The organism is Fulverythrobacter ferritrahens (genome assembly GCF_020539485.1).
In the GTDB taxonomy this organism is placed as follows: domain Bacteria; phylum Pseudomonadota; class Alphaproteobacteria; order Sphingomonadales; family Sphingomonadaceae; genus Andeanibacterium; species Andeanibacterium ferritrahens.
Map to the genome: position 1 here is coordinate 297,653 of NZ_JACDXU010000003.1, position 23,789 is coordinate 321,441.

General features: G+C 65.1%; 21 protein-coding genes and 1 tRNA gene. 17 read left to right on the forward strand and 5 right to left on the reverse strand.

Features of this window, described 5'->3' with window-relative positions:
• The first annotated feature begins 26 nt into the window (after positions 1 to 26).
• The 17 genes from H0274_RS13550 to H0274_RS13630 all read left to right on the forward strand — a co-directional run bounded on the left by H0274_RS13550 (position 27) and on the right by H0274_RS13630 (position 18,718).
• Positions 27 to 1,250: an FtsW/RodA/SpoVE family cell cycle protein gene (locus H0274_RS13550; protein WP_226796169.1), complete on the forward strand. Its 1,224-nt coding sequence runs from the start codon at positions 27 to 29 to the stop codon at positions 1,248 to 1,250.
• The gene (gene murG / locus H0274_RS13555; protein ID WP_226796022.1) at positions 1,247 to 2,428 is read left to right on the forward strand and encodes an undecaprenyldiphospho-muramoylpentapeptide beta-N-acetylglucosaminyltransferase; all 1,182 of its coding nucleotides are present in this window, start codon (positions 1,247 to 1,249) and stop codon (positions 2,426 to 2,428) included. Before H0274_RS13550 ends, murG begins: the two co-directional genes overlap by 4 nt.
• Positions 2,425 to 3,840, forward strand: coding sequence for a UDP-N-acetylmuramate--L-alanine ligase (gene murC / locus H0274_RS13560; RefSeq protein ID WP_226796023.1), 1,416 nt, complete (start codon positions 2,425 to 2,427; stop codon positions 3,838 to 3,840). Before murG ends, murC begins: the two co-directional genes overlap by 4 nt.
• Positions 3,837 to 4,772, forward strand: a complete 936-nt coding sequence (murB, locus tag H0274_RS13565; protein WP_226796024.1) for a UDP-N-acetylmuramate dehydrogenase — start codon at positions 3,837 to 3,839, stop codon at positions 4,770 to 4,772. The genes murC and murB overlap by 4 nt, the downstream gene beginning before the upstream one ends.
• Before the next feature lies 1 nt (position 4,773).
• Positions 4,774 to 5,736 (forward strand): D-alanine--D-alanine ligase, encoded by a 963-nt coding sequence (locus tag H0274_RS13570; RefSeq protein ID WP_226796025.1) that lies wholly within the window; start codon positions 4,774 to 4,776, stop codon positions 5,734 to 5,736.
• A complete protein-coding gene (locus H0274_RS13575) occupies positions 5,737 to 6,702 on the forward strand; it encodes a cell division protein FtsQ/DivIB (RefSeq protein WP_226796026.1) in 966 nt (321 codons plus the stop codon).
• Entirely contained in the window at positions 6,702 to 7,982 is a 1,281-nt protein-coding gene (gene ftsA, locus H0274_RS13580; protein WP_226796027.1) for a cell division protein FtsA, read from the forward strand. The genes H0274_RS13575 and ftsA overlap by 1 nt, the downstream gene beginning before the upstream one ends.
• 133 nt (positions 7,983 to 8,115) lie before the next feature.
• The gene (ftsZ, locus tag H0274_RS13585) at positions 8,116 to 9,786 is read left to right on the forward strand and encodes a cell division protein FtsZ (RefSeq protein WP_226796028.1); all 1,671 of its coding nucleotides are present in this window, start codon (positions 8,116 to 8,118) and stop codon (positions 9,784 to 9,786) included.
• Between the two features lie 138 nt (positions 9,787 to 9,924).
• Positions 9,925 to 11,682, forward strand: a complete 1,758-nt coding sequence (locus H0274_RS13590) for a tetratricopeptide repeat protein (RefSeq protein ID WP_226796029.1) — start codon at positions 9,925 to 9,927, stop codon at positions 11,680 to 11,682.
• A 162-nt stretch (positions 11,683 to 11,844) separates the two neighbouring features.
• The gene (locus tag H0274_RS13595; RefSeq protein WP_226796030.1) at positions 11,845 to 12,348 is read left to right on the forward strand and encodes a type III secretion system chaperone family protein; all 504 of its coding nucleotides are present in this window, start codon (positions 11,845 to 11,847) and stop codon (positions 12,346 to 12,348) included.
• Between the two features lie 130 nt (positions 12,349 to 12,478).
• Entirely contained in the window at positions 12,479 to 13,294 is an 816-nt protein-coding gene (locus tag H0274_RS13600; RefSeq protein WP_226796031.1) for a pyrroline-5-carboxylate reductase family protein, read from the forward strand.
• 112 nt (positions 13,295 to 13,406) lie between these two features.
• Positions 13,407 to 14,153: a Bax inhibitor-1/YccA family protein gene (locus H0274_RS13605; RefSeq protein WP_226796032.1), complete on the forward strand. Its 747-nt coding sequence runs from the start codon at positions 13,407 to 13,409 to the stop codon at positions 14,151 to 14,153.
• A 191-nt stretch (positions 14,154 to 14,344) separates the two neighbouring features.
• Positions 14,345 to 15,259 carry a hypothetical protein gene (locus H0274_RS13610; RefSeq protein WP_226796033.1) on the forward strand — a complete coding sequence of 305 codons (915 nt, stop codon included), beginning with the start codon at positions 14,345 to 14,347 and terminating at the stop codon, positions 15,257 to 15,259.
• A gap of 109 nt (positions 15,260 to 15,368) precedes the next feature.
• Positions 15,369 to 15,444: transfer RNA gene (locus tag H0274_RS13615), tRNA-Ala, on the forward strand.
• Between the two features lie 132 nt (positions 15,445 to 15,576).
• Positions 15,577 to 16,635, forward strand: a complete 1,059-nt coding sequence (gene obgE / locus H0274_RS13620) for a GTPase ObgE (protein WP_226796034.1) — start codon at positions 15,577 to 15,579, stop codon at positions 16,633 to 16,635.
• A gap of 44 nt (positions 16,636 to 16,679) precedes the next feature.
• A complete protein-coding gene (proB, locus tag H0274_RS13625) occupies positions 16,680 to 17,813 on the forward strand; it encodes a glutamate 5-kinase (RefSeq protein WP_226796035.1) in 1,134 nt (377 codons plus the stop codon).
• Positions 17,810 to 18,718 carry an NAD-dependent epimerase/dehydratase family protein gene (locus H0274_RS13630; RefSeq protein ID WP_226796036.1) on the forward strand — a complete coding sequence of 303 codons (909 nt, stop codon included), beginning with the start codon at positions 17,810 to 17,812 and terminating at the stop codon, positions 18,716 to 18,718. Before proB ends, H0274_RS13630 begins: the two co-directional genes overlap by 4 nt.
• Before the next feature lie 1,122 nt (positions 18,719 to 19,840).
• On the opposite strand, the gene H0274_RS13635 is transcribed toward H0274_RS13630, so the two are convergent.
• Genes H0274_RS13635 through cobA form a run of 5 tightly spaced genes read right to left on the reverse strand, consistent with a single transcriptional unit; the run spans position 19,841 to position 23,773 of the window.
• On the reverse strand, positions 19,841 to 20,644 hold the full coding sequence (locus H0274_RS13635) for a phosphoadenylyl-sulfate reductase (protein WP_226796037.1): 804 nt from the start codon (positions 20,642 to 20,644) through the stop codon (positions 19,841 to 19,843).
• Complete coding sequence (locus H0274_RS13640) at positions 20,631 to 21,071, reverse strand: DUF934 domain-containing protein (protein ID WP_226796038.1); 441 nt, start codon at positions 21,069 to 21,071, stop codon at positions 20,631 to 20,633. The genes H0274_RS13635 and H0274_RS13640 overlap by 14 nt, the downstream gene beginning before the upstream one ends.
• The gene (locus H0274_RS13645) at positions 21,064 to 22,698 is read right to left on the reverse strand and encodes a nitrite/sulfite reductase (protein ID WP_226796039.1); all 1,635 of its coding nucleotides are present in this window, start codon (positions 22,696 to 22,698) and stop codon (positions 21,064 to 21,066) included. The genes H0274_RS13640 and H0274_RS13645 overlap by 8 nt, the downstream gene beginning before the upstream one ends.
• Positions 22,698 to 22,997, reverse strand: coding sequence for a DUF2849 domain-containing protein (locus H0274_RS13650; RefSeq protein WP_226796040.1), 300 nt, complete (start codon positions 22,995 to 22,997; stop codon positions 22,698 to 22,700). Before H0274_RS13650 ends, H0274_RS13645 begins: the two co-directional genes overlap by 1 nt.
• On the reverse strand, positions 22,994 to 23,773 hold the full coding sequence (gene cobA, locus H0274_RS13655; RefSeq protein WP_226796041.1) for a uroporphyrinogen-III C-methyltransferase: 780 nt from the start codon (positions 23,771 to 23,773) through the stop codon (positions 22,994 to 22,996). Before cobA ends, H0274_RS13650 begins: the two co-directional genes overlap by 4 nt.
• Between the last annotated feature and the right edge of the window lie 16 nt (positions 23,774 to 23,789).

Consider the following 23,789-nt stretch of genomic DNA (forward strand, 5'->3'; position numbering starts at 1 on the left):
CAGGGGAGCGTGCGCAGAAATCGCGCATGCGGCTCGACAAGCGCAGTCAGCTGCGCATCTGGTGGCGGGAGATCGACCGGGTGCTGCTGGTGATGATCCTGCTGCTGATGGCAATCGGCACGGTTGCGGTGGCGGCAGCTTCCCCGGCCAGTGCGCGGCGCCTTTCGACCTCGGCCGTCAAGCTGGACGATCTCTATTTCTACTGGCTGCATCTGCGCTGGCAGTTCCTGGGCATACTGACCATGCTGGCCGTTTCCATGGCGCCTCGCGATTGGGCGCGGCGCGGGGGAATCGTGCTGTGCGCGGTGATGCTTGCGGCGCTGATCCTGGTGCCTTTCGTCGGGTCCGAAGTGAACGGCGCCAAGCGCTGGCTGCGTTTCGGCATCAGCCTGCAGCCTTCCGAATTCCTCAAGCCCGCCTATGCCATCACCATGGCGTGGATATTGTCGTGGCGGGTGCGTGATCCGCGCCTGCCGGTGATCGCGATTGCCACCGGTCTGATGGGCCTGATCGTGGCGCTGCTGATGATGCAGCCCGATTTCGGTTCCGCCATTCTCTATGTCGGCTGCTGGGCTGTGCTGGTGCTGCTTTCGGGCATCGACATCCGCCGCATCGGCCTGCTGGCCGGCGCCGGGATCGCGGGCATCGTGGCTACCTATCTGCTCTATGACAATGCCCGCCATCGTATCGACGCCTTCCTGGGCGGCGGCACGGCCTATGATCAGGTGGACCTTGCCCGGCGTACGCTGATGGGCGGGGGCTGGACGGGCAGCGGCTTGTGGCTGGGCACGCGCAAGCTTTCCCTGCCGGAAGCCCATACGGACTATATCTTCTCCGTGATCGGGGAGGAATTCGGCCTGCTGATCTGCGCGCTGGTGGTGGTACTCTATCTGGCGATCATCGCCCGCGTGCTGGTGCGACTGGTGAATGAGGAAAACCTGTTCACCATCCTTTCCGCCTCGGGGCTGATCGCCCTGATCGGCGGGCAGGCTTTCATCAACATCCTCGTCAACCTCCAGCTCTTCCCCTCCAAGGGCATGACGCTTCCGCTGGTGAGCTATGGTGGTTCGTCCACAATTGCGCTGTGCCTTACCGTGGGGCTGATGCTGGCCATGACGCGGCGCAACCCCTATCTCAGCCGGGAACGGTTCGATCTCATGGCGGCGCTTGCCAGGGAAGAAGGGGCGAAGGAAGCAGGCCCCAGGGAAAGCAGCCGGCGGATTACCAGGGGCAAGGGAGGGCGGCGTTGAGCTCCGCTTCGAAACATTACGTACTCGCCGCCGGGGGAACCGGCGGGCATCTGATCCCCGCCTTCGCGCTCGCTACCGAGCTTGAACGGCGCGGGCATCATGTTGCGCTGATCACCGACGAACGCGGCGCGGCCATTCCGGGCAAGCCGGAATTCATGCCTGTCCATGTGCTGCCCGCCGGACGCTTCGGGAAGAACCCGCTCAAGTGGATCGGCGGCGCGCGGGCCGTGTGGCAAGGCCGCCAGATGGCGCTGCGCCTGTTTGACGCGTTCGAGCCTTCGGCCGTGGTCGGCTTTGGCGGCTATCCGGCCCTGCCTGCGCTGCTGGCGGCCACCTCCGCCCGTATTCCCAGCATAGTTCATGAACAGAACGCCGTGCTTGGCCGGGTCAACCGGCTGCTGGCGAACAGGGTGAATGCCATTGCCACTGCCTATACGCAGGTAGACCGGCTGAAGGACAAGTGGCAGGGCAAGACGCATCTCGTCGGCAATCCGGTACGCGCCGAAGTGCTGGCCCTGCGGGATCAGCCATATCCGCCCTTTACCGAAGACGGACTGCTGCGCGTGCTGGTGACCGGCGGCAGCCAGGGGGCGCGCGTGCTTTCCGAAGTGGTGCCGGATGGGCTGGCCATGCTGCAGCCCGCGCTGCGGTCGCGCCTGCAGGTTACCCAGCAATGCCGTCCGGAAGATCTGGAAGCGGTGCGGCAGCGTTACGCCAGCCACGGCATTCCGGCGGAACTCGGCACCTATTTTCAGGACATGGCGACGCGGCTTGCCGATGCGCATCTGTTCATCGGGCGCGCGGGGGCTTCCACCATTGCAGAACTGACAGCGGTGGGCCGCCCGGCGATACTGGTGCCGCTGCCCATCGCCACGGACGATCATCAGGCGGCCAATGCCCGTGAAATGGTGAAGGCGGGCGGTGCGCGCTCTATCCGCCAGACGGGCTTTACCGCCAAGGAACTTGCAAAGCAGATACAGGCCATGGCCCAGCACCCTGAAACCCTGGCCAATGCGGCCCATGCCGCATGGAATTGTGGCCGCCCCAATGCGGCAAAGGATCTTGCCGATCTGGTCGAAAGCTTCGGCGGGGCCCCGCTGATGGACGTGATCCGGGTGAACGGCGGGGAAGCCAAGCCCAACGGGCGCGAGGCTCTGGCTCGGGAGAATGCACAGTGAAGGGGGTGGGCACCGATATCGGGACGATCCACTTCGTCGGCATTGGCGGGATCGGCATGTCCGGCATTGCCGAGGTGATGAAGAACCTGGGCTATGAAGTTCAGGGCTCGGACATTGCCGAAGGTCCGTCGGTTGAACGGCTGCGCGCGCGCGGGATCAAGGTGATGATCGGCCATGCGGCGGAAAATCTGGGCGATGCCGCTGTGGTGGTGACTTCCACCGCCGTGCGCCGCACCAATCCGGAAGTCGCCGCCGCGCTGGAACACCGCATTCCTGTAGTCCGCCGGGCGGAAATGCTGGCTGAACTTATGCGGCTGAAGAACACCGTGGCCGTGGCCGGCACTCATGGGAAGACGACCACCACCAGCATGATCGCCGCACTGCTCGATACAGGCGGGATCGATCCCACCGTGATCAATGGCGGCATCATCGAAAGCTACGGCTCCAACGCGCGCCTTGGCGCCAGCGACTGGATGGTGGTGGAAGCCGATGAGAGCGATGGTTCGTTCCTGCGGCTGGATGGCACCATCGCGGTCGTCACCAATATCGATCCCGAACATCTCGACCATTACGGTTCGTTCGATGCGGTGAAGAAGGCCTTCGTCGAATTCATCGAGAATGTGCCCTTCTATGGCGCGGCGGTGCTGTGCATCGATCACCCTGAAGTGCAGTCCGTTGTCGGCCTCGTGCGGGACCGGCGCGTGGTGACCTATGGTTTCTCGCTGCAGGCGGATGTGTGCGGCGTGAATGTCCGGCCGGAAGGCGGCGGCAATGTGTTTGACGCCGTGATCCGCCAGCGTGGGCAGGAAGATCGCCGGATCGAAGGCGTGGTGTTGCCCATGCCCGGCCGCCACAATGTGCAGAACGCGCTCGCCGCGATTGCCGTGGCGGTGGAGATGGGCTGCAGCGACGATACGATCCGCGCCGGCTTCGCCAATTTCGGCGGGGTGCGCCGCCGCTTCACGCGCGTAGGCGAAGTGGACGGGGCCACGATCATCGACGATTATGCGCACCATCCGGTAGAGATCAAAGCCGTGCTGGCCGCTGCACGCGAGGCGACGCAGAACCGCGTGATCGCCGTGGTCCAGCCGCACCGCTTCACGCGCCTGCGCGACCTGATGGAAGAATTCCAGACCTGCTTCAACGATGCCGACATGGTGTTTGCCGCCCCGGTCTATCCGGCCGGTGAAAGCCCGATCGAGGGCGTGGACAGCCATGTGCTGGTCAGCGGGATCAAGGCACGGGGGCATCGTTCGGCCGCCGAGGTTTCCGGCGCGGACGATCTGGCGGGCGTGCTGTCGGACATCATCGAGCCCGGCGACATGGTGGTGTGCCTCGGCGCGGGTGACATCACCCGCTGGGCTGCTGGCCTCGCCCCGGCGATCGCTGCCCGGCGCGGGAAAAAGGCATGACGAGCGCACCTTATTCCGAGATCGACGAGGTGATGGTTTCATCCAGCCTGCCGGTGCGGAATGTGCGCGGCAAGCTGACCCGCAATGCCCCGCTGGCGCCGCTGGTGTGGTTCAAGTCCGGCGGCGCGGCGGACTGGCTGTTCGAGCCTGCCGATCTTGAGGATCTGGCAGCCTTCCTTAGCCAGCTGGGCGGACAGGTGCCGGTCATGGCGCTGGGGCTGGGTTCCAATCTGATCGTACGCGATGGCGGAGTGCCGGGCGTGGTCGTGCGGCTGGGCAAGCCCTTTGCCAAGGTGGAGCAGGAAGACGCGGTCACCCTGCGTTGCGGCGGCGGGGCGAGCGGCATTCTGGTGGCATCCACCGCGCGCGATTCAGGCATTGCCGGGCTGGAATTCCTGCGGGGCATTCCCGGTACGGTAGGCGGTTTCGTGCGGATGAATGGCGGCGCCTATGGCCGCGAGGTTTCGGACATTCTGGTCGATTGCGACGTGATCCTGCCGGATGGCGCCTTCGTGACGCTGGCACCGGACGATCTTGATTATTCCTATCGCCATTCCGCTTTGCCGGACGGGGCAATCGTGGTTTCGGCGCGTTTTCGCGGCCAGCCGGGCGATCCGGCGGCAATCGGCGCGGAAATGGACCGTATCGCCGCCGCGCGGGAGGAATCGCAGCCTCTCCGTTCCAAGACCGGCGGATCGACTTTCAAGAATCCTGAGGGCGACAAGGCATGGCGGCTGGTCGATGCCGCCGGTTGCCGGGGCCTGACCATGGGTGGCGCGCAAGTGAGCGAAAAGCATACCAATTTCCTGATCAACACCGGCAGTGCCACCAGCACCGATATCGAAGGGCTGGGCGAGGAAGTGCGCCGCCGCGTGGCGCAGAGCCAGGGCGTGGACCTGCAATGGGAAATCCAGCGCGTGGGGAGGCCGTAAGATGGGTGCGCTTCCCAAACTTCACATCGCAGTCCTGATGGGCGGCTGGGCCAATGAGCGGCCCGTCTCGCTGATGTCCGGCAATGGCGTGGCCGATGCGCTGGAGGCGCGCGGCCACAAGGTGACGCGGATCGACATGGATCGCAGCGTGGCCGCAAAGCTGGCCGAGGCTGCACCCGATGTAGTGTTCAACGCGCTGCATGGCGTGCCGGGGGAAGACGGCACGGTGCAGGGCCTGATGGACCTGATGGGCATTCCCTATACCCATTCCGGCCTTGCCACTTCCGTGATCGCGATTGACAAGGAACTCACCAAGCTGGTGCTTGTCCCCCATGGCATTCCCATGCCGGGCGGGCGCATCGTCCAGTCGGAAGAACTGTTCGAGCGCGATCCCCTGCCGCGCCCCTATGTGCTCAAGCCGGTGAATGAAGGTTCTTCGGTCGGCGTGGCGATCGTCACGGCGGAATGTAATTATGGCGATCCGATCCGCCGCGATGCCGTGGGCCCATGGCAGGAATTCGCCCAGCTGCTGGCCGAACCCTATATCAGGGGGCGCGAGCTGACCTGCGCGGTGGTGAACGGGAAGGCGCTTACCGTGACCGAACTCGTGCCCAAGAGCGGCTTCTACGATTTCGAGGCGAAATATACGGACGGAATGACGGATCACATCTGCCCCGCCGACATTCCGCTGGAGATCATGGAACTGTGCAAGGCCTATGCGCTGAAGGCGCACAAGGCGCTGGGCTGCCACGGCACCAGCCGTTCGGACTTCCGCTGGGATGACGAACAGGGGCAGGCGGGGCTCTTCCTGCTGGAAGTCAACACGCAACCGGGGATGACTCCGCTCAGCCTGGTGCCCGAGCAGGCAAAATATTGCGGAATGGAGTATGGGGATCTGGTGGAGGCCATCATTGCCGACGCGCTGGAGCGCGCCGCGGCCTCTGACGGAGAAAAGGGGGCGTAGGTGGCGCAAACGATCAAGCGCAAGGCTCAGGGAGTGCGCCGCGCGGCGGCGGCCCGGGGCACTGCGCGGAAGGTGAAGAAGGCGCGCTCCACCACCGGGGCGCTGGCCGATGTGCTGATGCGCTGGCTGCCCTTCACCGAGGAACAGCTCCAGAAGATTTTCCTCGCCCTGATCCTGGGCGGCGCGATGGCGCTTGCCCTGTTCATTGCCGTTCTCGCCGGTCTGCCCGCCCTGATCCACCAGCAGATCGCCACATTGGCCGCCGATGCCGGGTTCGAAGTGCGCCGGGTGGAAGTGCGCGGCGTGCAGCGGATGAACGAGCTGAAGGTCTATGAACGGGTGCTGGGCGAGCGCGATCAGGCAATGCCGCTGGTCGATCTCGATGCGGTGCGCGTGCGGCTGCTGGCGCTCAGCTGGGTCAAGGATGCGCGGGTTTCCCGCCGCCTGCCGGATTCGCTGGTGATCGACATTGTCGAGCGCACGCCCCATGCCGTGCTGAAGAAGGCGGACAGACTGGTTCTGATCGACGAGACCGGGCACGAGCTGGAACCCGTTTCTCCCGGCGCCGCACGGGGTGCGCTGGTGATCGAGGGGCCGGGCGCTGGCCGCCAGGTGGCCGCGCTGGGCGATCTGCTCGATGCCGCCCCGGCACTGGAGCCGCAGGTGGCGAGCGCCGAATGGGTCGGCAATCGCCGCTGGAACCTCACTTTCAAGACCGGCCAGGTTCTCGCCCTGCCGCAGGGGGACAAGGAATCGGCGGGTGCGCTGGTCGCCTTTGCGCGGCTTGACGGGGTGAACCGCCTGCTCGGCGGCAAGGTCGCCACTTTCGACATGCGCGCGCCCGAGCGGATTTATATGCGCATCCCCGGCCTGTCGGAGCAGCCCAGCGAGATGAGCGTTGCGCCCGCCAATGAAGCGAGCAGCACCACGCCGAAGGATGAAGCCGAAGTGGGGGTGCCGGACTGATGGCTTCCACCCCGCGCATCACCAAGGTCTTTGGCGCGATCAATATCGGTTCGTTCCGCATTTCCGCGATGATCGCGGGGGTGAGCGAGACGGGCGAGATGATCGTGCTGGGATCGGGCCACCGTGCGGCCCAGGGCATCAAGCGCGGCTATGTGACCGACATGCAGGCCGCCACCTATGCCGTGCGCGACGCGATCGAGCGGGCGGAGAAGCTGGCGGGAACCAGCGTGTCGAGCGTGTGGATCGGCTGTTCGGGCGCGGGGCTTTCCAGCAAGATCGCGCAGGTCGAGATCGACATTGGCGGCCGCCGGATCGAGGAAGAGGATATCGAGCATCTCCTCGTCGCCGCGCGGGACGGGTTGCAGCCCGATGGCCGCACCGTGCTGCATGCCCAGCCTGCTCATTACACGCTGGACGGCGCCCATGGCGTGTCCAATCCCAAGGGCCTTCATGCCGAGCGGCTGGGGGTGGATGTCCATGTGATGTGCGCCGATGGCGCGCCGATCCGCAACATCACCGAAGCGGTGCAGAACGCCCATCTCGATGTCGAGTCGGTGGTCGCCTCGCCCGTTGCGGCGGGCTACGCCTGCCTCAGCCAGGAAGAACGCGAGCTGGGCGTGGCCCTGATCGAGCTGGGCGGCGAAGTCACCAATGTCTCGGTCTATGCCGGCGGAATGCTGCTGGGGATGCTGGCGATCCAGATGGGCTCTGCCGATATTACCGATGCGATAGCCTCCCATTTCGGCATTCGCCGCTATCAGGCGGAGCGTCTGAAATGCGTGGCCGGTTCGGCCATCGCCTCGCCTGCCGACCATCGCGAAATGATCCCGGTGAACGGCCCGGGCGAGGAACAGGCCGGGCCGCTGGCGCGCCATGCGGACGACAAGAACCGCGTGCCGCGCGCCGAGCTGATCTCGGTCATTACCGGGCAGCTTGACCGGCTGGTCAGCGAAATATCCAAATCCCTCAAGGCTCTGGGCTTTTCCGGCCGCAATGGTCAGGTCGTGCTGACTGGTGGTGGGGCGGAGCTGGCGGGCATTGCCGATTATGCGCAAAGCGCGCTGGGCCGCCCCGTGCGGATCGGCAAACCGCCCACGCTGAAGGGCCTGCCGGAGGCGCATGGCGTGCCCGGTTTTTCCACGCTCGCCGGGCTGGTTCTCTATGCCGCAGCCGATCCGGTGGACATCCGCTCCATCCGTCAAGGCTATCAGGACACAACTCGCCTCACAGGGCTGGCGCTTGCGCAGCGTGTGTTCCAGGCGTTGAAGCAGTATTTTTGAAGGAGCGATGCGATTTGCAACGCGCTTGTCAGACTGTGGATAAGGATAGTTACGCTTTGCGCGAGCGATTCCCTTTATGGCACAAGTGCAACAATGAGCATGCCCGTGCTACGTGCCCCCTTGGAGAGCTTCAATGAGCATCAATATCGGCCCGCCTTCGGTTGAAGAACTGCGCCCCCGTATCGTAGTGATCGGTGTAGGCGGAGCGGGCGGGAACGCCATCGCCAACATGATCAAGTCCGAGATCGAGGGCGTTGATTTCATCGTCGCGAATACAGACGCGCAGGCGCTGAACAATTCGATCGCGGAACATCGCATCCAGCTTGGCCCGGATATTACCCAGGGCCTGGGTGCAGGGTCGCGGCCGGAAGTGGGCCGGGCCGCCGCGGAAGAAACCGTGGAAGAACTGGAGCGCTCGCTGGAAGGCGTGAACATGGTCTTCATCGCGGCCGGTATGGGCGGCGGCACGGGCACGGGCGCTGCGCCGGTTATCGCGGAAGCCGCGCGGCGCAAGGGCGTGCTGACCGTGGGCGTGGTGACCAAGCCGTTCCTGTTCGAAGGCACGCGGCGCATGCGCTCGGCTGAATCGGGTATCGAGGAACTGCAGAAGCACGTCGATACGCTGATCGTCATTCCCAACCAGAACCTGTTCCTGGTGGCCAAGGCGGAAACCACCTTCAAGGAAGCCTTCGCCCTGGCGGATGAAGTGCTGCAGCAGGGCGTGCGTTCCATCACTGACCTGATGGTGATGCCGGGCCTGATCAACCTCGATTTTGCCGACGTCCGCTCGGTGATGGGCGAAATGGGCAAGGCGATGATGGGCACGGGCGAGGCCGAGGGCGAGAACCGCGCCCTGCAGGCTGCCGAACGCGCCATCGCCAACCCGCTGCTCGACGGGGTGAGCATGCAGGGCGCCAAGGGCGTGATCATCTCCATCATCGGCGGCGAAGACATGAAGCTGCTGGAAGTGGACGAGGCCGCGAACCACATTCGCGAACTGGTCGATCCCGATGCCAACATCATCTGGGGTTCGGCCTTCAACCCGGATCTGGAAGGCAAGATCCGCGTCTCGGTTGTGGCCACCGGTATCGAACAGACGGCGGATCAGGCCGTGCAGGCCACTCGCCCGATGGACTTTTCCGCCTCGCGCGGGCCCAAGCGGCCTGTGCTGCCTCTGCCCACGCAGGATGAACTTGCCGTCGATGCGGCGTCGGGCTTCGCGCCGGCGGCTGCTACCCCCGCCATGCCCCAGGCCTATGAGCCGTCCTATGAGGACGAGGGTTATGACGATGCGGGCCGGGGCTATGCCTCGCTCACCGGCGATGAAATCCAGACCGGCGAACTGACGCTGGAGGAAGAGGAAGACGACGGCATCGCCGATGACTGGAACGCCGCTCCGCCGCAGGCCCGCGCGGGCAGCGAGCTGGAACTGACGCTGGAAGCACCCGATGCCGGCGACGGCAATCGTGCGCAGGACGAGTTGCTGCTCGATGCCAGCCGCTTTGCTGCGCAGGACTTTACCGCGCAGGACGAGGCCGCCGCGCCTCCGCCGCCTTTCGGCGGGCGCCGCCGCGGCCTTCTGGGCGGCGGCGATACCGGGGCCGCTCCTGCCCCGGCTGCCGCGCCTGCTCCTTCGGCAGGTGGCGCTGCCGGCGGGCCGGTTGGCGGTTCCACCCTGTTCGAGCGGATGGCCAATCTCTCGCGCGGGGCCGCAAGGGATGCGGCCGATGACGATGGCGATGATGATCCTTCGGGCCCGTCGCTCAGCATTCCGCGTTTTCTGGGGCGCCAGAACAACCAGTGATCGCATGAACGGGGGGCGTTCGTCCCCCGTTCAGCCGCGCCTGGGCAGGACGCACTGGCCGGTCGCGCCAGCCGGTCGTAGGCGTGACGATTGGCGATAACAGGTTCGGGTCCAGTGAATTCCACAAAGCTTAAGGCAATGGGGCGTAACGGAGTGATTGGTGCGGCAGTGCTTGCCGCCATTTCTCCGGTGGCTGCCGCCGCACAATCGGCGCCGCAGGTCGGCTCGCGCGAGGTGGTGCAACCGCTCCCGCCGAGGGCGGCTGACGATCTCAGCTCCGCCCTGAGGCGCCTTGGCACCAATGCGCTGGATGGCCGGGCCATGCTCGATGCGGGCTGGGCCTCGCTCGAACTGGATGATGTAACGGCCGCCGTGGGTTTCTTCTCCCGCGCGCAGGAACTTCCCCAATTCGCGGGCGAGGCCAAGGCCGGGCTGGGCGCGGCGCAAGTGTTCCGCAAGCGCCCGCTTGAGGCTCTCGTGTTGTTTGACGAGGCGGACGCGGCGGGCGTGAAGCTGGGCAAGCACGCAGCCGTGCGCGGCCTTGCCTATGACATGGTGGGCGATAATGCGCGGGCGCAGCCCTTCTATCGCGTGGCCCTGCAGGCGGGCGGCCTGTCCGACGAGAAAGAGCAGGAAATCACGCGCCAGCTGGCGCTCAGCCAGGCAATTGGCGGGGATCAGGCCGGATCGGAGGCGACCCTGCTGCCGCTGCTCAACCGCCGCGATCTGGCCGCCTATCGTACTCGCGCCTTCGCCCTGGCAGCGCTGGGCAAGACGGAAGAGGCTGTATCCATCGCCAATGCCGTGATGCCCGCTTCACTGGCGGGCCGGATCGCGCCCTATCTGCGTTACATGCCCAAGCTGACCCGCGCGCAGCAGGCCGCTGCGGGCAATTTCGGCCAATTTCCCGATGCGGACATGATCGGCAAGGACGATCCCGCGATCGCACAATATGCTGCGCAGGCCCGGCCGGTGCAGGTGGCCGCCGCGCCGCTCGATGCCCGGCTTACTCCCTCGGGCGCGCCTCTGGGCACCAGCGACAAGGGGAAGGGCAAGCCTGCCTCTCCGCCCGTCGGAACAGTCATCGCCCTGAGTGACAAGGGTGGGGCTGATAAGGGTAGGGCTGACCGGGGCAAGACGCCGCAACCGGCATCCGGGGCAAAGGTTCCGGCGCAGACGCCGCCTCCGGTGATCGCGCAGCAGCCTGCCGCCGTCGCCGCGCAGCCCGTGCCTGCTCCGCAACCCGCCTTCTCTCAGCCGCCGTCCTCCGGTTCGCAGGTTGCTCTGGCCTCTCCGCCCGCTGCCGCTGCGCAATCCGCACCCCTGCCGGCCATTGAAACGCCCCCGCCCGCTCCGGCCAGCCTGGTCGATGCCTTTGCCGAATTCGCGAGCGGCCCGGCCAAGGCTGCTCCGGCGCCGGGCGCGGTGGACATCACCCGCATTGCTGTCCGCCGCGAGCCTGACAGGAAGGCTGAAGCCGAGAAGGCGAAGGCAGAGGCGGAAAAGGCGAAGGCTGAAGCGAAGGCTGAAGCGGACAGGAAGGCCGAGGCGGCGCGTAAGAAGGCTGAGGCCGAGAAGAGGAAGCTGGAGGCCGAAAAGAAGGCCGAAGCCAAGAAGAAGGCCGCCAATCCCAGCCGCGTATGGGTACAGGTCGGCACCGGGCAGAATCGTTCAGCCATCGCCTTCACCTGGCGCAAGTTCCAGAAAGAGCAGTCCAAGCTGTTCGGCAGCCGCAAGGGCTATGTCGCCGCATGGGGCCGCACCAATCGCCTGCTGACAGGTCCCTTCTCCAGCGCGAAAGAAGCTAACGCCTTCATCAAGCAGCTTAAAGCTGCCGGAATCGATTGCTTCATCTTCACCAGCGATGCGGGCGAAGAAGTCTCCCCGGTTTCCTGATCATTATAGGGATGGGCAAACCGGGGTGGCGCTGTTTTTACACAACTTGTAAACAGGGTTATCGAGTTTTGCCCAGCGGGACCTGCAAGATGGATTGCCGCCACGGTGCTGCGCAACGCATTGGTTAGCGGAAGGGTGGCGAGAAGCGTGGGAAGCTATGCGATGAGAACAAGCGAAGAGGACATCGACCGCGATGATGCGGCTCCGGTCGAAATGCTCGCGCAGCTGTTCGATGCGCGGGGCTGGCCCTGCGAATTCGTCAGCGACGATGAGATTTCGGGCGAGATTCAGGGCAGCTGGACGCGGTATCAGCTGCGGTGCATCTGGCGCGCCGAGGACCGGGTGTTGCAGCTGCTCTGCCTGCCCGACATCCGCGTGCCCGATGCCAAGCGCCGCCAGACCTTCGAATTGCTCGCACTGGTTAACGAACAGCTCTGGCTGGGGCATTTCGATATCTGGTCCAATGGCGGGGTGCTGCTCTATCGCCACGGGCTGATGCTGGGCGACGATGGCCTGCTGAGCCTCGGTCAGGCGCAATTCGCGGTCGAAAGCGCGGTTGCGGAGTGTGACCGATTCTATCCCGCCTTCCAGTTCGTGCTGTGGGGCGACAAGAATCCGGCAGATGCCCTTGCCAGTGCGCTGGTGGACGCCGCCGGAGAGGCTTGAAGGCGCGTTCCTTATTCGTCATTGCGAGCGTAGCGAAGCAATTCGGGGCGCTGCGAGTTCTGCGCTGGATTGCCGCGGGGCCCTTGGCCCTTCGCAATGACGACTTACCTAGCGGGATTGCACTTCCATCATGACCTTCAATTCCATTCTCCTCGTCGGCTGCGGCAATATGGTCGGCGCGATGATTCGCGGCTGGATCGCGGGCGGCATTGCTCCTGCAACCTTCACTGTGGTCAATCCCAGCCCGCGTGACCTGCCCGAAGGCGTGACGCAGCTGCGCGCTCTTCCCGAAACCGGTCGCTTCGATGCGGTTATGCTGGGAGTGAAGCCGCAGAAGCTGGCGGAAGTCGCGCCGCAGGTGGAAGCGCTGGTGGGGCCGGGCACGGTGCTGCTGTCCGTGCTGGCTGGTGTGCAGCTGGAAACGCTGGCGGGCAATTTCCCGCGCTCGGCCGCGCAGGTGCGTGTGATGCCCAATCTGGCCGCGGCGCTCGGCAAATCGCCGGTCGCTCTGGTGGGCGCGGGGCTCGACGAGGCAGGGCAGGCGCAGGTGGATGCCCTGATGGCGCCGCTCGGCACGGCCGAATGGCTGGCGGAAGAAAGCCTGATGGATCTGGTGACGGCACTTGCCGGATCGGGCCCGGCATTCGTCTATCGCTTCATCGATGCGCTGGCGCAGGGCGCGGCGAATCTCGGCCTCCCGGCAGAGCAGGCCCAGCGCCTGGCTCTCGCGACAGTGGAAGGGGCTTCGGCCCTGGCGGCTGCTTCCGAACATTCGCCGGGCGAACTGGCGCGGCGCGTGGCCAGCCCTGGCGGCGTCACTCAGGTGGGGCTCGACATACTCGATAAGGGCAATGCGCTGGCCGCGCTGGTGGAGGATACATTGCGCGGTGCGCGGGACCGTTCGGTCCAGATGGCCGCGGAAGCACGGACTGCTGCCAAAAGTTAACAGAACCGGAGCGATCCTGTCCGGTTTTCCTTGAAATCGGAGGCGGAAGCCTCGATATTCCTGTCAGACCGGCCCCGCTCTGGAAGGCCGGCACTGGAGTTAGGAAACGAAAATGGCAGATTGGAACGAACCCCGCCGCTCGCAGCCGGGATTCGGCGCGTCTACCGGTTTTGGCGGCGATGTTGCCAGCCGCGCTGGCTTTGATGCCGGCCTGCGCAAGCACATGCTGTCGATTTACAATTACATGGCGTCGGGCGTGCTGCTGACCGGCGTCGTCGCAATGCTGTTCGCCCGTTCGGGCCTTGCCCTTTCGGTAATGTCGAGCGGGCTCGGCTTCGTGATCATGCTGGCCCCGCTGGCCATCGTCTTCGCGATGAGCTTCGGCGCGAACCGCTTCAGCACCGGCACCCTCCAGGCTCTGTTCTGGGGCTATGCCGTGTTGATGGGCCTTTCGCTCTCGACGATCTTCCTCGTCTATACGGGCGCATCGATCGCCACGACCTTCTTTGCCACGGCAGGCGCCTTCGCGGGCCTCAGCCTCTATGGCTATACCACGCAGAAGGATCTGAGCGGTTGGGGCAGCTTCCTGATCATGGGCGTGATCGGCCTGGTTGTGGCCAGCCTGATCAACATCTTCCTGCAGTCGCCGGCCCTGACCTGGGCGGTGAGCGCACTGGGCGTGCTGATCTTCGCGGGCCTTACCGCTTATGACACGCAGCGGTTGAAGGAAGAATATTACCATGTCGCCGGAACCCAGTGGGCCGGCAAGTCGGTCGTGCTCGGGGCGCTGAGCCTCTATCTCGACTTCATCAACATGTTCCTGTTCCTGCTGCGCTTCATGGGCAGCAACCGCGACTGATCGCAAACAGGCCTGAGAATGTCGTGCCCGGGGTGCCACGTGGTATCCCGGGCATTTTCTTTGCAAATTAACTACGATAGGGGCATTCTTCATCCCAGCGAAAGCTCGCAGGGACTATGGTGGAAGCCATTTTCTGCCGCTGTCATCCGTGGGAAAGCCGGAAAATAGGGTTGGAGGGGGCCCAAATTCGAATGAGCAGGATCGTGCAATTGCCGTTACGTAAGCTGTCCGCAATTACCGCAGCCGCTGGTCTGGCCATGCTCGCGGCCTGTGCCGCACCTCCGCCGCCTGCTCCTCCGCCTCCGCCGGTCGCAGTGGTCGTCGTGCCTGAGCCGGAACCCATCCCCATGCGCCCGATCCCTCCGGGCGGCGCGGCAGCGGACATGACGATCCCGGTCCTCGGCGTGGATGGCGTGCGCCAGACGGTGAATGCCCATCTCGATCCGCTCGAAACGGTGTGGAATTTCCGCTCGGCCCTGAACGTCGCGGCGCTCAACTGCCTCGATCCGCAGTATCAGCCGATCCTGGATAACTACAAAACCCTGCTGACCAAGCAGGGCAAGCGGCTGAGCAAGGTCAACGCCGATCTGGACAAGCAGTACCGCAAGGAATTCGGGGCGGGGGCCAAGGCGACCCGCGCGCGCGAAGCCTATATGACGCAGGTCTATAATTACTTCGCCCTGCCGCCCGCCCGGCAGTATTTCTGCGATGCGGCGCTGCAGGTAAGCCAGGATGCCCTGGCAACGCCGCCTGCCGATATCGATGCCTTCGCCCAGGTGAGCCTGCCCCGGATCGAAGCTGCGTTCGAGCAGTTCTTCCAGGAAATGGAGAAGTATCGAATCGCCGTGGCCGATTGGGATAACAAATATGGCGCGGTCTATGGCAGCGCCGCGGGCGGTGCCGCCTATCTGCGGGCCGATTATGGTCCGGCCGGCGCGCCTGACGTTACTTCGCCTTCTGCCCCGCCCGTAGTGCCGGATTATGCCCTGCCTTCGCCGCAGACCAGCTATTCCGCCATGCCCGGCGGGGTGCAGACCGGAATTGCCGACGCATCCGGCAATCAGCCCGCTTTCGGTTCGCAGCCGGTCGTCCAGCAGGTGCCCTGACCGGCCGGGCCGGCTGGACCAAACGCATTTTTGCTCTTTCAAGCACGGTGCCTCTTCGCTAAGAGGCGCCCTCTTGCGGGGCCTTGGGGCGCCGCAATCGCACTGGAACGGGGCCGTAGCTCAGATGGGAGAGCGCGTCGTTCGCAATGACGAGGTCAGGGGTTCGATCCCCCTCGGCTCCACCAGTGCGCTGAGAACTGCTCCATCTCAGCTTCCGATCAGCCTCCTTCGGCGAGCAAGGTGGCTTTGAGTAATCCTGTCGGCTAGAAGCCGAACGCAAGGCTGAAGGGCCCTGCCGGCGCTAGAGGCGAACAGACATGCATTTCCTTGACCAGGCCAAGATCTACATTCGCTCCGGCGCGGGCGGGCCCGGTGCGGTCAGCTTCCGGCGCGAGAAATACGTCGAATATGGCGGCCCCGATGGCGGCAATGGCGGCAAGGGCGGCGATATCATTTTCGAATCCGTGCCGGGCCTCAATACGCTGATCGATTTCCGCTATGCCCAGCATTTCAAGGCATCGCGCGGCGGGCATGGCATGGGCAAGGATCGCACCGGCGCTGCCGCGCCCGATCTGGTGATCCCCGTTCCGGTGGGCACGCAGATCATCTCCGACGAGGATGGCGAAACGGTGCTGGCGGACTTCACCGAAGTGGGCCAGCGCGTCACCCTGCTGGAAGGCGGCATCGGCGGCCGGGGCAATGCCAGCTACAAGACCAGCACCAACCGTGCCCCGCGCCAGCACCAGCCCGGCATGCCGGGCGAGGAAATGTATGTGTGGCTGCGGCTGAAGCTGTTGGCCGATGTCGGCCTTGTCGGCCTGCCCAATGCGGGCAAGTCCACTTTCCTCAATGCCGTGTCCAACGCGCGCTCCAAGGTGGGGGAATATGCCTTTACCACTCTGGTGCCCAAGCTGGGCGTGGTGCGGCACAAGAACCGCGAATTCGTGCTGGCGGACATTCCCGGCCTGATCGCAGGCGCGGCGGATGGTGCGGGCATTGGCGACCGCTTTCTGGGCCATATCGAACGCTGCCGCGTGCTGGTGCATCTGATCGACATTGGCGGGGTGGACCCGGTCGAGGCGATGCGCATCGTGGAAGACGAACTGGAAGCCTATGGCGGCGATCTGGAAGGCAAGCCGCGTCTGGTGGCGCTCAACAAGATCGATATTTCCGGCCGCGAACTGGCGGGGGATTATGCGCGCGAACTGAAGGCCGCCGGTGCGGAGGAAGTGTTCCCCATCTCCGGCGCCACGGGCGAAGGGATGGAGGCACTGCTCGATGCGGTGCTGACTTACCTGCCCGCCAAGACCACTACGGAACGCCCGGACGGCGAAGTGGAGGAAGCGCGCGACGAGAAGCCCTGGTCGCCGCTCTGACGGAGCTTCCAAAGCCATCGCGCAAAGGCTAAGGCCCGCCCGCCATGACGATCACGCATCTCACTGACCTGGCCGATGCGGCCCTCTGCCCCCGCCTTGTCATCAAGGTGGGCTCCGCCCTGCTTGTCGGGCCGGACGGGCAGCCGCGCCGCGAATGGCTGGCCTCGCTGGTGGAGGAAATCGCCGCAGCCCGCTCGCGCGGGCAGCAGGTCGTGGTGGTCAGTTCCGGCGCCATCGCGCTGGGTGCCGCGCGCCTCAAGCTGGAGAAGGGCGGGCGCGGCAATCTGGCCGATGCGCAGGCTGCCGCCGCCGTGGGGCAGATCGGGCTTGCGGGCATCTGGTCGGACTTGCTGGCTGGCCATGGCCTCACTGCCGCGCAATTGCTGCTGACGCTGGACGATCTGGAAGATCGCCGCCGCTATCTCAACGCTGCCGCCACTCTGGGCCGCCTGCTGAAGGCTGGCGCCGTGCCGGTAGTGAACGAGAACGATTCCGTCGCGACGGAGGAAATCCGCTTTGGCGATAATGATCGTCTTGCCGCCCGCGTGGCGCAGGCGGCCCATGCCAAGGGCGTGCTGCTGCTGTCGGACGTGGACGGTCTCTATGATCGCAATCCCAGCCAGCCCGGCGCGCAGATGCTGCCGCAGGTGCGCGGGGTTACGGAAGAGATCTACGCCATGGCGGACGATCGCTCCGGCTCCGGCCTCGGTTCGGGCGGCATGACCTCCAAGCTCCAGGCGGCCGAGATTGCGGAGCGGGCAGGCATTGCGCTGGCCATCCTCAACGGTACCCATGCCTCCCCGATCAGCCGCGCCATGGGCAATGGCACCGGCACGCTGTTCCTGCCCCTGCGCAAGGATGGCGCGCGCAAGGCCTGGCTGGGCGGGCGGATGCGGATGATGGGCACGCTGACGGTGGATGCGGGCTGTGCCAAGGCGCTGCTGAAGGGCGGCAGCCTGCTGGCCACCGGGGTGACCGGCGTGGACGGCAATTTCGAGCGGGGCGATCCCGTGATCGTGCAGGATGCGGTGGGCAAGTCCATCGCGCAGGGGCTGGCCGAATATTCCTCCGCCGAATGCGAGCGGCTGAAGGGCACGCGCAGCGATGAGCATGCCGCGATTCTGGGCTATGCGCCCCGTTCTGCCGTGGTCCATCGCGACCAGTTGGTGCTTTTGTGACGATAGCGATCACCGGGGCGACCGGCTTTGTAGGACAGGCAATCCTGGACGAGGCGGCCCGACAGGGCATCGCCGTCCATGCGCTTACCCGGCGCGAGCAACCCGTGCGCAAGGGCGTGAAATGGGTGCAGGGGGATCTTGCCGATCGCAGGGCGCTGGCTACGCTGGTGAAGGGCGTGGAAGCGGTCATCCATGTCGCGGGCGTGGTCAATTCGCCCGATGCCGCCGGCTTCGAAGCGGGCAATGTGGAAGGCACGCTGGCCGTGGTGGAAGCGGCAAAACAGGTCGATGTGCAGCGCTTCGTGCAGGTATCCTCTCTCGCGGCGCGAGAGCCGAAACTGTCGGCCTATGGCGCGTCCAAGTTTCGTGCGGAGAAGATCGTCAAGGCTTCCGCTCTCGACTGGACGATCGTGCGCCCTCCGGCAATCTATGGCCCGCGCGACAGGGAGATGTTCGAGCTGTTCCGCGCCGCGCGCTGGGGCATATTGCCCGTGCCGGCGGATGGCGGCGCCTCGATGATCCATGTGGCCGATCTGGCGCGCCTGCTTTTCGCGCTGGTCCCTTCGGGCGACGATGTGGGGCACCGGATCTTCGAACCCGATGACGGGCGCAAGGGCGGCTGGCCGCATAAGGAAATGGCCCGCGCCATTGGCGAGGCCATGGGCCGCAGGGTGCTGGCGCCGGGCCTGTCCAAGCCGATGCTGCTGCGCGCCGCCGCACTGGATGCCCGCTTCCGCAAGGAGAAGGCCAAGCTCACTATCGACCGGGTGAACTATATGTCTCACCCGGACTGGGTCTGTGCCAAGGGCAAGGCCCCGCCGAAAAGCCGCTGGGCCCCCCTCATCGACACACGCGAAGGGCTGAAGGCCACGGCTGCGTGGTATCGCGAGAATAAGTGGCTTTAGGCGAGCCCCCTTTCGTCATTCCCGCGAAAGCGGGAACCTAGGTCAACCGTTGCTGCTGGGTTCCCGCGTTCTGCCTTCGGCAGTGCTTCGCAACCGCGGGAATGACGAAGGTAGAGTTGGGTAGGGCACCAAGCCCCATCCGGCGGCGAGCCCGGACGTAACGCCAGTGTGTAGAACAAACCAATCGCGCGGCCGGCACGGCGTCAGGAACTGAGGCGCGTGCGGAGCGGGCGGAGGGAGTTGCGAGAGACCGGGCGCCCATCCGCAGCGCCTTGGGTTCGGCCCTTTTTTCGGTGATCGGCCAGGAAAGGCGCCACGGGCTCGCGTGCGGCGTGTTTTCCCTCGCGAGTGATCATCTCGCGCCACTGGCGGTGATCCGTCCCGGAGAGCCCGTCCTCCAGGGACAGGTGTGCACGGGCAGAGGAGAGCACCACACATCCGATCATCCGCGTCTGAGCGCTGGGAGGCATTGCCATTGGGAGAACCGCCCAAGGGAGCACACACCCGCGCCGGCCGCGTTGTTCTGTTGAACAAGGGAGGCTTGCGGTCGACTACGCGCACCTCCGGACTGGTAGGTAATTGCAGGGTTGGTAGTCCTGCAATGTGCTGGGGCATATAACCGAAACGGTTCATCATGTCAAGTCAAATCGCCAATTGTGCCCGTACCCATCTACACCATCCCCCTGTCGTCATCCCAGCGAAGGCTGGGACCGCTGGCGGGATTGCGTGGGTGATGTGGAAGGGTTTCACGCGGAGACGCGGAGACGCGGAGAGAGAGTGGGTGCTCGCAGAGGCGCAGAGGTGCAGGGAGGAGCGGCTGGGCGCTTTCCCTCTGCGCCTCCGCGTCTCCGCGTCTCCGCGTGAGTATTATTGGGTTCGCGCAAAGAGCGCGAAGAACGCTGAGGGGCTGCGCCAAGCCCACCCTTCGTCATTCCCGCGAACGCGGGAACCCAGTTCAACGCTTGCAGCTAGGTTCCCGCGTTCGCGGGAATGACGAGAAGGGGCAGGCCAAGCACCACATCTTCGCGCGCTTTGCGGTTTTTGCGCGAACCAAAAACTCTGCGCCTCAGCGGGCATCGCGCCCGGTGCAGGAGGGAAGGGCATTCCCTCCCGGCACCCGGCTTACAGGGCCGGGTCGAAGCCTTCCGGGGGCAGACGATAGGCGTCCGGATTATTGGGGCTGTGGATGCCGCATTCGGTCTTGTCCCAGCCCTTCCAGCGGCCGGAGCGCGGGTCTTCGCCCGGCGCGACCTTGTGCGTGCAGGGGGAGCAGCCGATCGAGGGATAGCCCTGCGCCACCAGCGGATGGCGCGGCAGGCCGTGTTCCTCGAAATAGGCTTCCAGATCCTCTGCCGACCAGTCGATCAGCGGATTGATCTTCAGGCGGCCCTGCGCGTCCGAACTGTCGATCTCGAAACGCGGCAATTGCGCGCGGGTGCTGGCCTGGAAAGCCTTGCGGCCCGTGATCGAGGCATCGAAGCCCGCCAGGGCCTTGGCCAGCGGCTTCACCTTGCGGATTTCGCAGCAGCCATCCGGGTCCCAGCTCCAGCGCAGGCCGGCCTCATCCTTGGCGACGATTTCCTCCGCGTCGGGAGTGAGGATGCGCAGATTCGTGAGGCCGAGGAATTCGACCAGTTCGTCGCGATAGGCGATGGTTTCGGGGAAGTGCTTGTCCGTTTCGAGGAACAGCACCGGCACCGATTTGTCCACTTGCGCCACCAGATGCAGCAGCACCGCGCTTTCCGCGCCGAAGCTGGAAACGACGGCAATGTCGCCTGCCAGATGGTCCTTCAGCACGCTGGAGAGCATCTCAAGCGTTTCCTGCCCGCGAAACATGCGGTTCAGGCGAATGGCATCGCCTTCCGTGAAACGGGCCGATGTATCGATCCGGTCGCGCGGGCGGGAGGACACTTCAGTCTCGTTCATTTGCAGGGTGCCTTTTTGCCCAGATGGGCTGGCGGCCGTCCCCCGTGGCCTGATAGACTTCGGGCCAACGGTTGAGCGCGGCCTGCGCATCTTCCGGGTCGAAGGGTTTTTCGGGCAGGAAGCTGTCAAAGCCGCAGCGGCGCATGTGCGAAAGCTGGTCCACCAGCACATCGCCCACGGCGCGCAATTCGCCCTGATAGCCTGCCTCGCGCAGGATACGCGCGCTGGAATAGCCGCGCCCGTCGCCGAAGCTGGGGAAGTTCACTTCCACGAGCCGCAGCTGTTCGAGGAAGGGCAGCAGGCTGCGCGCATCGTCGCCCGGCTCGATACGGACGGCGGCGGCATTGGTCTGGGTCAGGAAGGCATCGACGGTAACCGCGGGGGCACCGGCCGGTTCGTCTTCGCGGAAACGCAGATGATCAAGCATAGATCGCCTCCTTGAACTTCTCCATGCCGATGCGGCGGTAGGTATCGAGGAAGCGTTCCCCTTCGGCGCGTTCGGCCAGATAGACCTCGGTGGCCTTTTCCACGGCATCCACGATCCCGTCCTCGGTAAAGCCGGGGCCGGTGATCTTGCCCAGCGAAGTATCGTCACCCTCGCATCCGCCAAGCAGCAGCTGGTAGTTTTCCAGCCCCTTCTTGTCGACGCCCAGGATGCCGATATGGCCCGCATGGTGGTGGCCGCAGGCATTGATGCAGCCGCTGATCTTCAGCTTCAGCTCGCCCAGTTCGCCCGTCTTGCCATTGGCGGCGAAACGCTGCGAAATCTTCTGCGCCACCGGGATGGAGCGGGCATTGGCCAGGCTGCAATAATCGAGGCCGGGGCAGGCGATGATGTCTTCCACCGTGTCGAGATTGGCCGCGCCGAGGCCGGCGGCGTCCAGCTTCTGCCACAATGTGTGGAGGTCAGCCTTCTTCACATGAGGCAGCACGATGTTCTGGGCGTGAGTAACGCGCAATTCATCGAAGCTGTATTCCTTCGCCAGATCGGCCATCAGGTGAATCTGCGCGGCAGAAGCGTCACCCGGAATGCCGCCGACCGGCTTCAGGCTGATATTGGCGATGACATAGCCGGGCTGCTTGTGCGCCACGGTGTTGCGCGCCACCCACAGGGCAAAGGCCGGGTCCGACAGGTCCAGATCGTCGCTCGCGCCCTGATCGAAGGCGGGGTCGGTGAAGTGGGCCTTGATCCGCTCCAGCTCGGCAATCGGGGGCTCAATGCCCTGAGTGAGCAGGTGGGCGAATTCCTCCTCCACCTGGCGCGTATATTCTTCCTTGCCCAGTTCATGGACCAGGATCTTGATGCGCGCCTTGTACTTGTTGTCGCGGCGGCCATAGCGATTGTAAACGCGCAGGCAGGCCTCGGAATAGGTGATCAGCTGGTCCAGCGGCACGAAGTCGCGGATCAGCGGCGCGATCATGGGCGTGCGGCCCATGCCGCCGCCGACATAGAAGGCGGCGCCGATTTCTCCGGCTGCGTTCTTCACGATGCGAATGCCGATATCGTGCAGCTTCATCGCCGCGCGATCCGTTTCGCTGGCGATCACGCAGATCTTGAACTTGCGCGGCAGGGTCAGGAATTCCGGATGGAAGCTGGACCACTGGCGCAGCAGCTCCGCATAGGGGCGCGGGTCGATCAGCTCGTCACCGGCGGCACCGGCGAACTGGTCGGAACTGATGTTGCGGATGCAGTTCCCGCTGGTCTGGATCGCGTGCATTTCCACGGCGGCAAGGTCCGCCAGAATGTCGGGCGCGTCTTCCAGCTTGATCCAGTTGTACTGGATGTTCTGTCGGGTGGTGAAGTGGCCATAGCCGCGGTCATACTTGTCCGCGATGTTGGCCAGAACGTGCATCTGGGCGGAGTTCAGCGTGCCATAGGGCACGGCCACGCGCAGCATATAGGCATGCAGCTGCAGATAGAGGCCGTTTTGCAGGCGCAGCGGCTTGAACTGGTCCTCGGTCAGCTTGCCTTCGAGGCGGCGGCGGGTCTGGTCGCGGAATTCCGCGACGCGGGTATCGACCATCGCCTGGTCATATTGGTCGTAACGGTACATCAGATCACCCAGTTGCCGGCGTTGGGATCGGCGGGTTTGAGAGTCAGGTCAGGGCGCACGGTGGGGCCCAGCGCGCGGATACGGTCCTTGATATGGGCAGGGCGCACGCCCCGTTCGCCATCGGGCTCCGCGTCGATAGCGTAGGAGGCGTTGACCCGGCGGGCCCCTTCCTCGCGCTGCAGGATGGCGTCGGCCTGATCGCCCACATCCACTGCGTCTTCGACATGGATCGACCAGTCATAACCGGTCCACCACACGACGGCCCCGCTCTTGAGGTCGTTTCCGGTAAGAATCTTCATCCCTGCGCCTCCAGCGCCAGTTGCGTGAGGGCCGCGTCGTTACGGCCGAAATCCTGAGATGCAACCTCGCCGATCACGATTACGGCGGGGCTCTTCACTTTTGCGCCGGTCACCAGATCGGGCAGGCCCGCCAGCGAACTGCGCAGCACCCGCATGGTGGGGCGCGCGGCATTTTCGATAACCGCCACCGGGCAATCCGGGGCGACGCCGTCTTCCATCAGCTTTTCCGCGATCTGCGGGGCGGTGCTGACGCCCATATAGATCACCAGCGTGCGGCCCTTGCCGGCAAGGCCGGACCAGTCCTGCTCGGTCAGGCCCTTGCACTGGCCAGCCACGAAGCTGACGATGCTGGCGCCTTCGCGGTGCGTCAGGGCAATCTGGGCGGCTGCCGCAGCGCCGATGGCGGCGCTGATGCCGGGGACCACTTCCACCGGAACGCCCGCCGCATGGCAGGCTTCTGCTTCTTCGCCGCCGCGGCCGAAAATGAACGGATCGCCGCCCTTCAGGCGCAGAACGGAGTTTCCGGCCAGCGCCTCGCGCACCAGCAGGGCGTTGATCGCTTCCTGCGGCATGGTGTGGCGCGAACGGCTCTTGGCCACGGAAACCAGCCGTGCATCGGGCCGTGCGAGGGCCAGGATCGAAGGATCCACCAGCCCGTCATGCACGATCAGCTTGGCCTGCATCAGCAGGCGCGCCGCGCGCAGGGTCAGCAGGTCCGGATCGCCCGGACCGGCGCCGACCAGATAGACGGTAGCGGGAGTTGCGGCATTTTTCATGCAGGCCACATGGCCC

Bases quoted from the DNA above. Each gene is read 5' to 3' on its own strand.
- H0274_RS13610 (WP_226796033.1), top strand. From the start codon at position 14,345: ATGAGCAGGATCGTGCAATTGCCGTTACGTAAGCTGTCCGCAATTACC.
- H0274_RS13590 (WP_226796029.1), top strand. From the start codon at position 9,925: ATGGGGCGTAACGGAGTGATTGGTGCGGCAGTGCTTGCCGCCATTTCT.
- murB (WP_226796024.1), top strand. From the start codon at position 3,837: ATGACGAGCGCACCTTATTCCGAGATCGACGAGGTGATGGTTTCATCC.
- H0274_RS13645 (WP_226796039.1), bottom strand. From the start codon at position 22,698: ATGTACCGTTACGACCAATATGACCAGGCGATGGTCGATACCCGCGTC.
- H0274_RS13550 (WP_226796169.1), top strand. From the start codon at position 27: ATGCGGCTCGACAAGCGCAGTCAGCTGCGCATCTGGTGGCGGGAGATC.
- proB (WP_226796035.1), top strand. From the start codon at position 16,680: ATGACGATCACGCATCTCACTGACCTGGCCGATGCGGCCCTCTGCCCC.
- H0274_RS13650 (WP_226796040.1), bottom strand. From the start codon at position 22,997: ATGAAGATTCTTACCGGAAACGACCTCAAGAGCGGGGCCGTCGTGTGG.
- H0274_RS13570 (WP_226796025.1), top strand. From the start codon at position 4,774: ATGGGTGCGCTTCCCAAACTTCACATCGCAGTCCTGATGGGCGGCTGG.
- ftsZ (WP_226796028.1), top strand. From the start codon at position 8,116: ATGAGCATCAATATCGGCCCGCCTTCGGTTGAAGAACTGCGCCCCCGT.
- H0274_RS13640 (WP_226796038.1), bottom strand. From the start codon at position 21,071: ATGCTTGATCATCTGCGTTTCCGCGAAGACGAACCGGCCGGTGCCCCC.
- H0274_RS13635 (WP_226796037.1), bottom strand. From the start codon at position 20,644: ATGAACGAGACTGAAGTGTCCTCCCGCCCGCGCGACCGGATCGATACA.
- H0274_RS13595 (WP_226796030.1), top strand. From the start codon at position 11,845: ATGAGAACAAGCGAAGAGGACATCGACCGCGATGATGCGGCTCCGGTC.
- ftsA (WP_226796027.1), top strand. From the start codon at position 6,702: ATGGCTTCCACCCCGCGCATCACCAAGGTCTTTGGCGCGATCAATATC.
- H0274_RS13600 (WP_226796031.1), top strand. From the start codon at position 12,479: ATGACCTTCAATTCCATTCTCCTCGTCGGCTGCGGCAATATGGTCGGC.
- cobA (WP_226796041.1), bottom strand. From the start codon at position 23,773: ATGAAAAATGCCGCAACTCCCGCTACCGTCTATCTGGTCGGCGCCGGT.
- obgE (WP_226796034.1), top strand. From the start codon at position 15,577: ATGCATTTCCTTGACCAGGCCAAGATCTACATTCGCTCCGGCGCGGGC.
- H0274_RS13605 (WP_226796032.1), top strand. From the start codon at position 13,407: ATGGCAGATTGGAACGAACCCCGCCGCTCGCAGCCGGGATTCGGCGCG.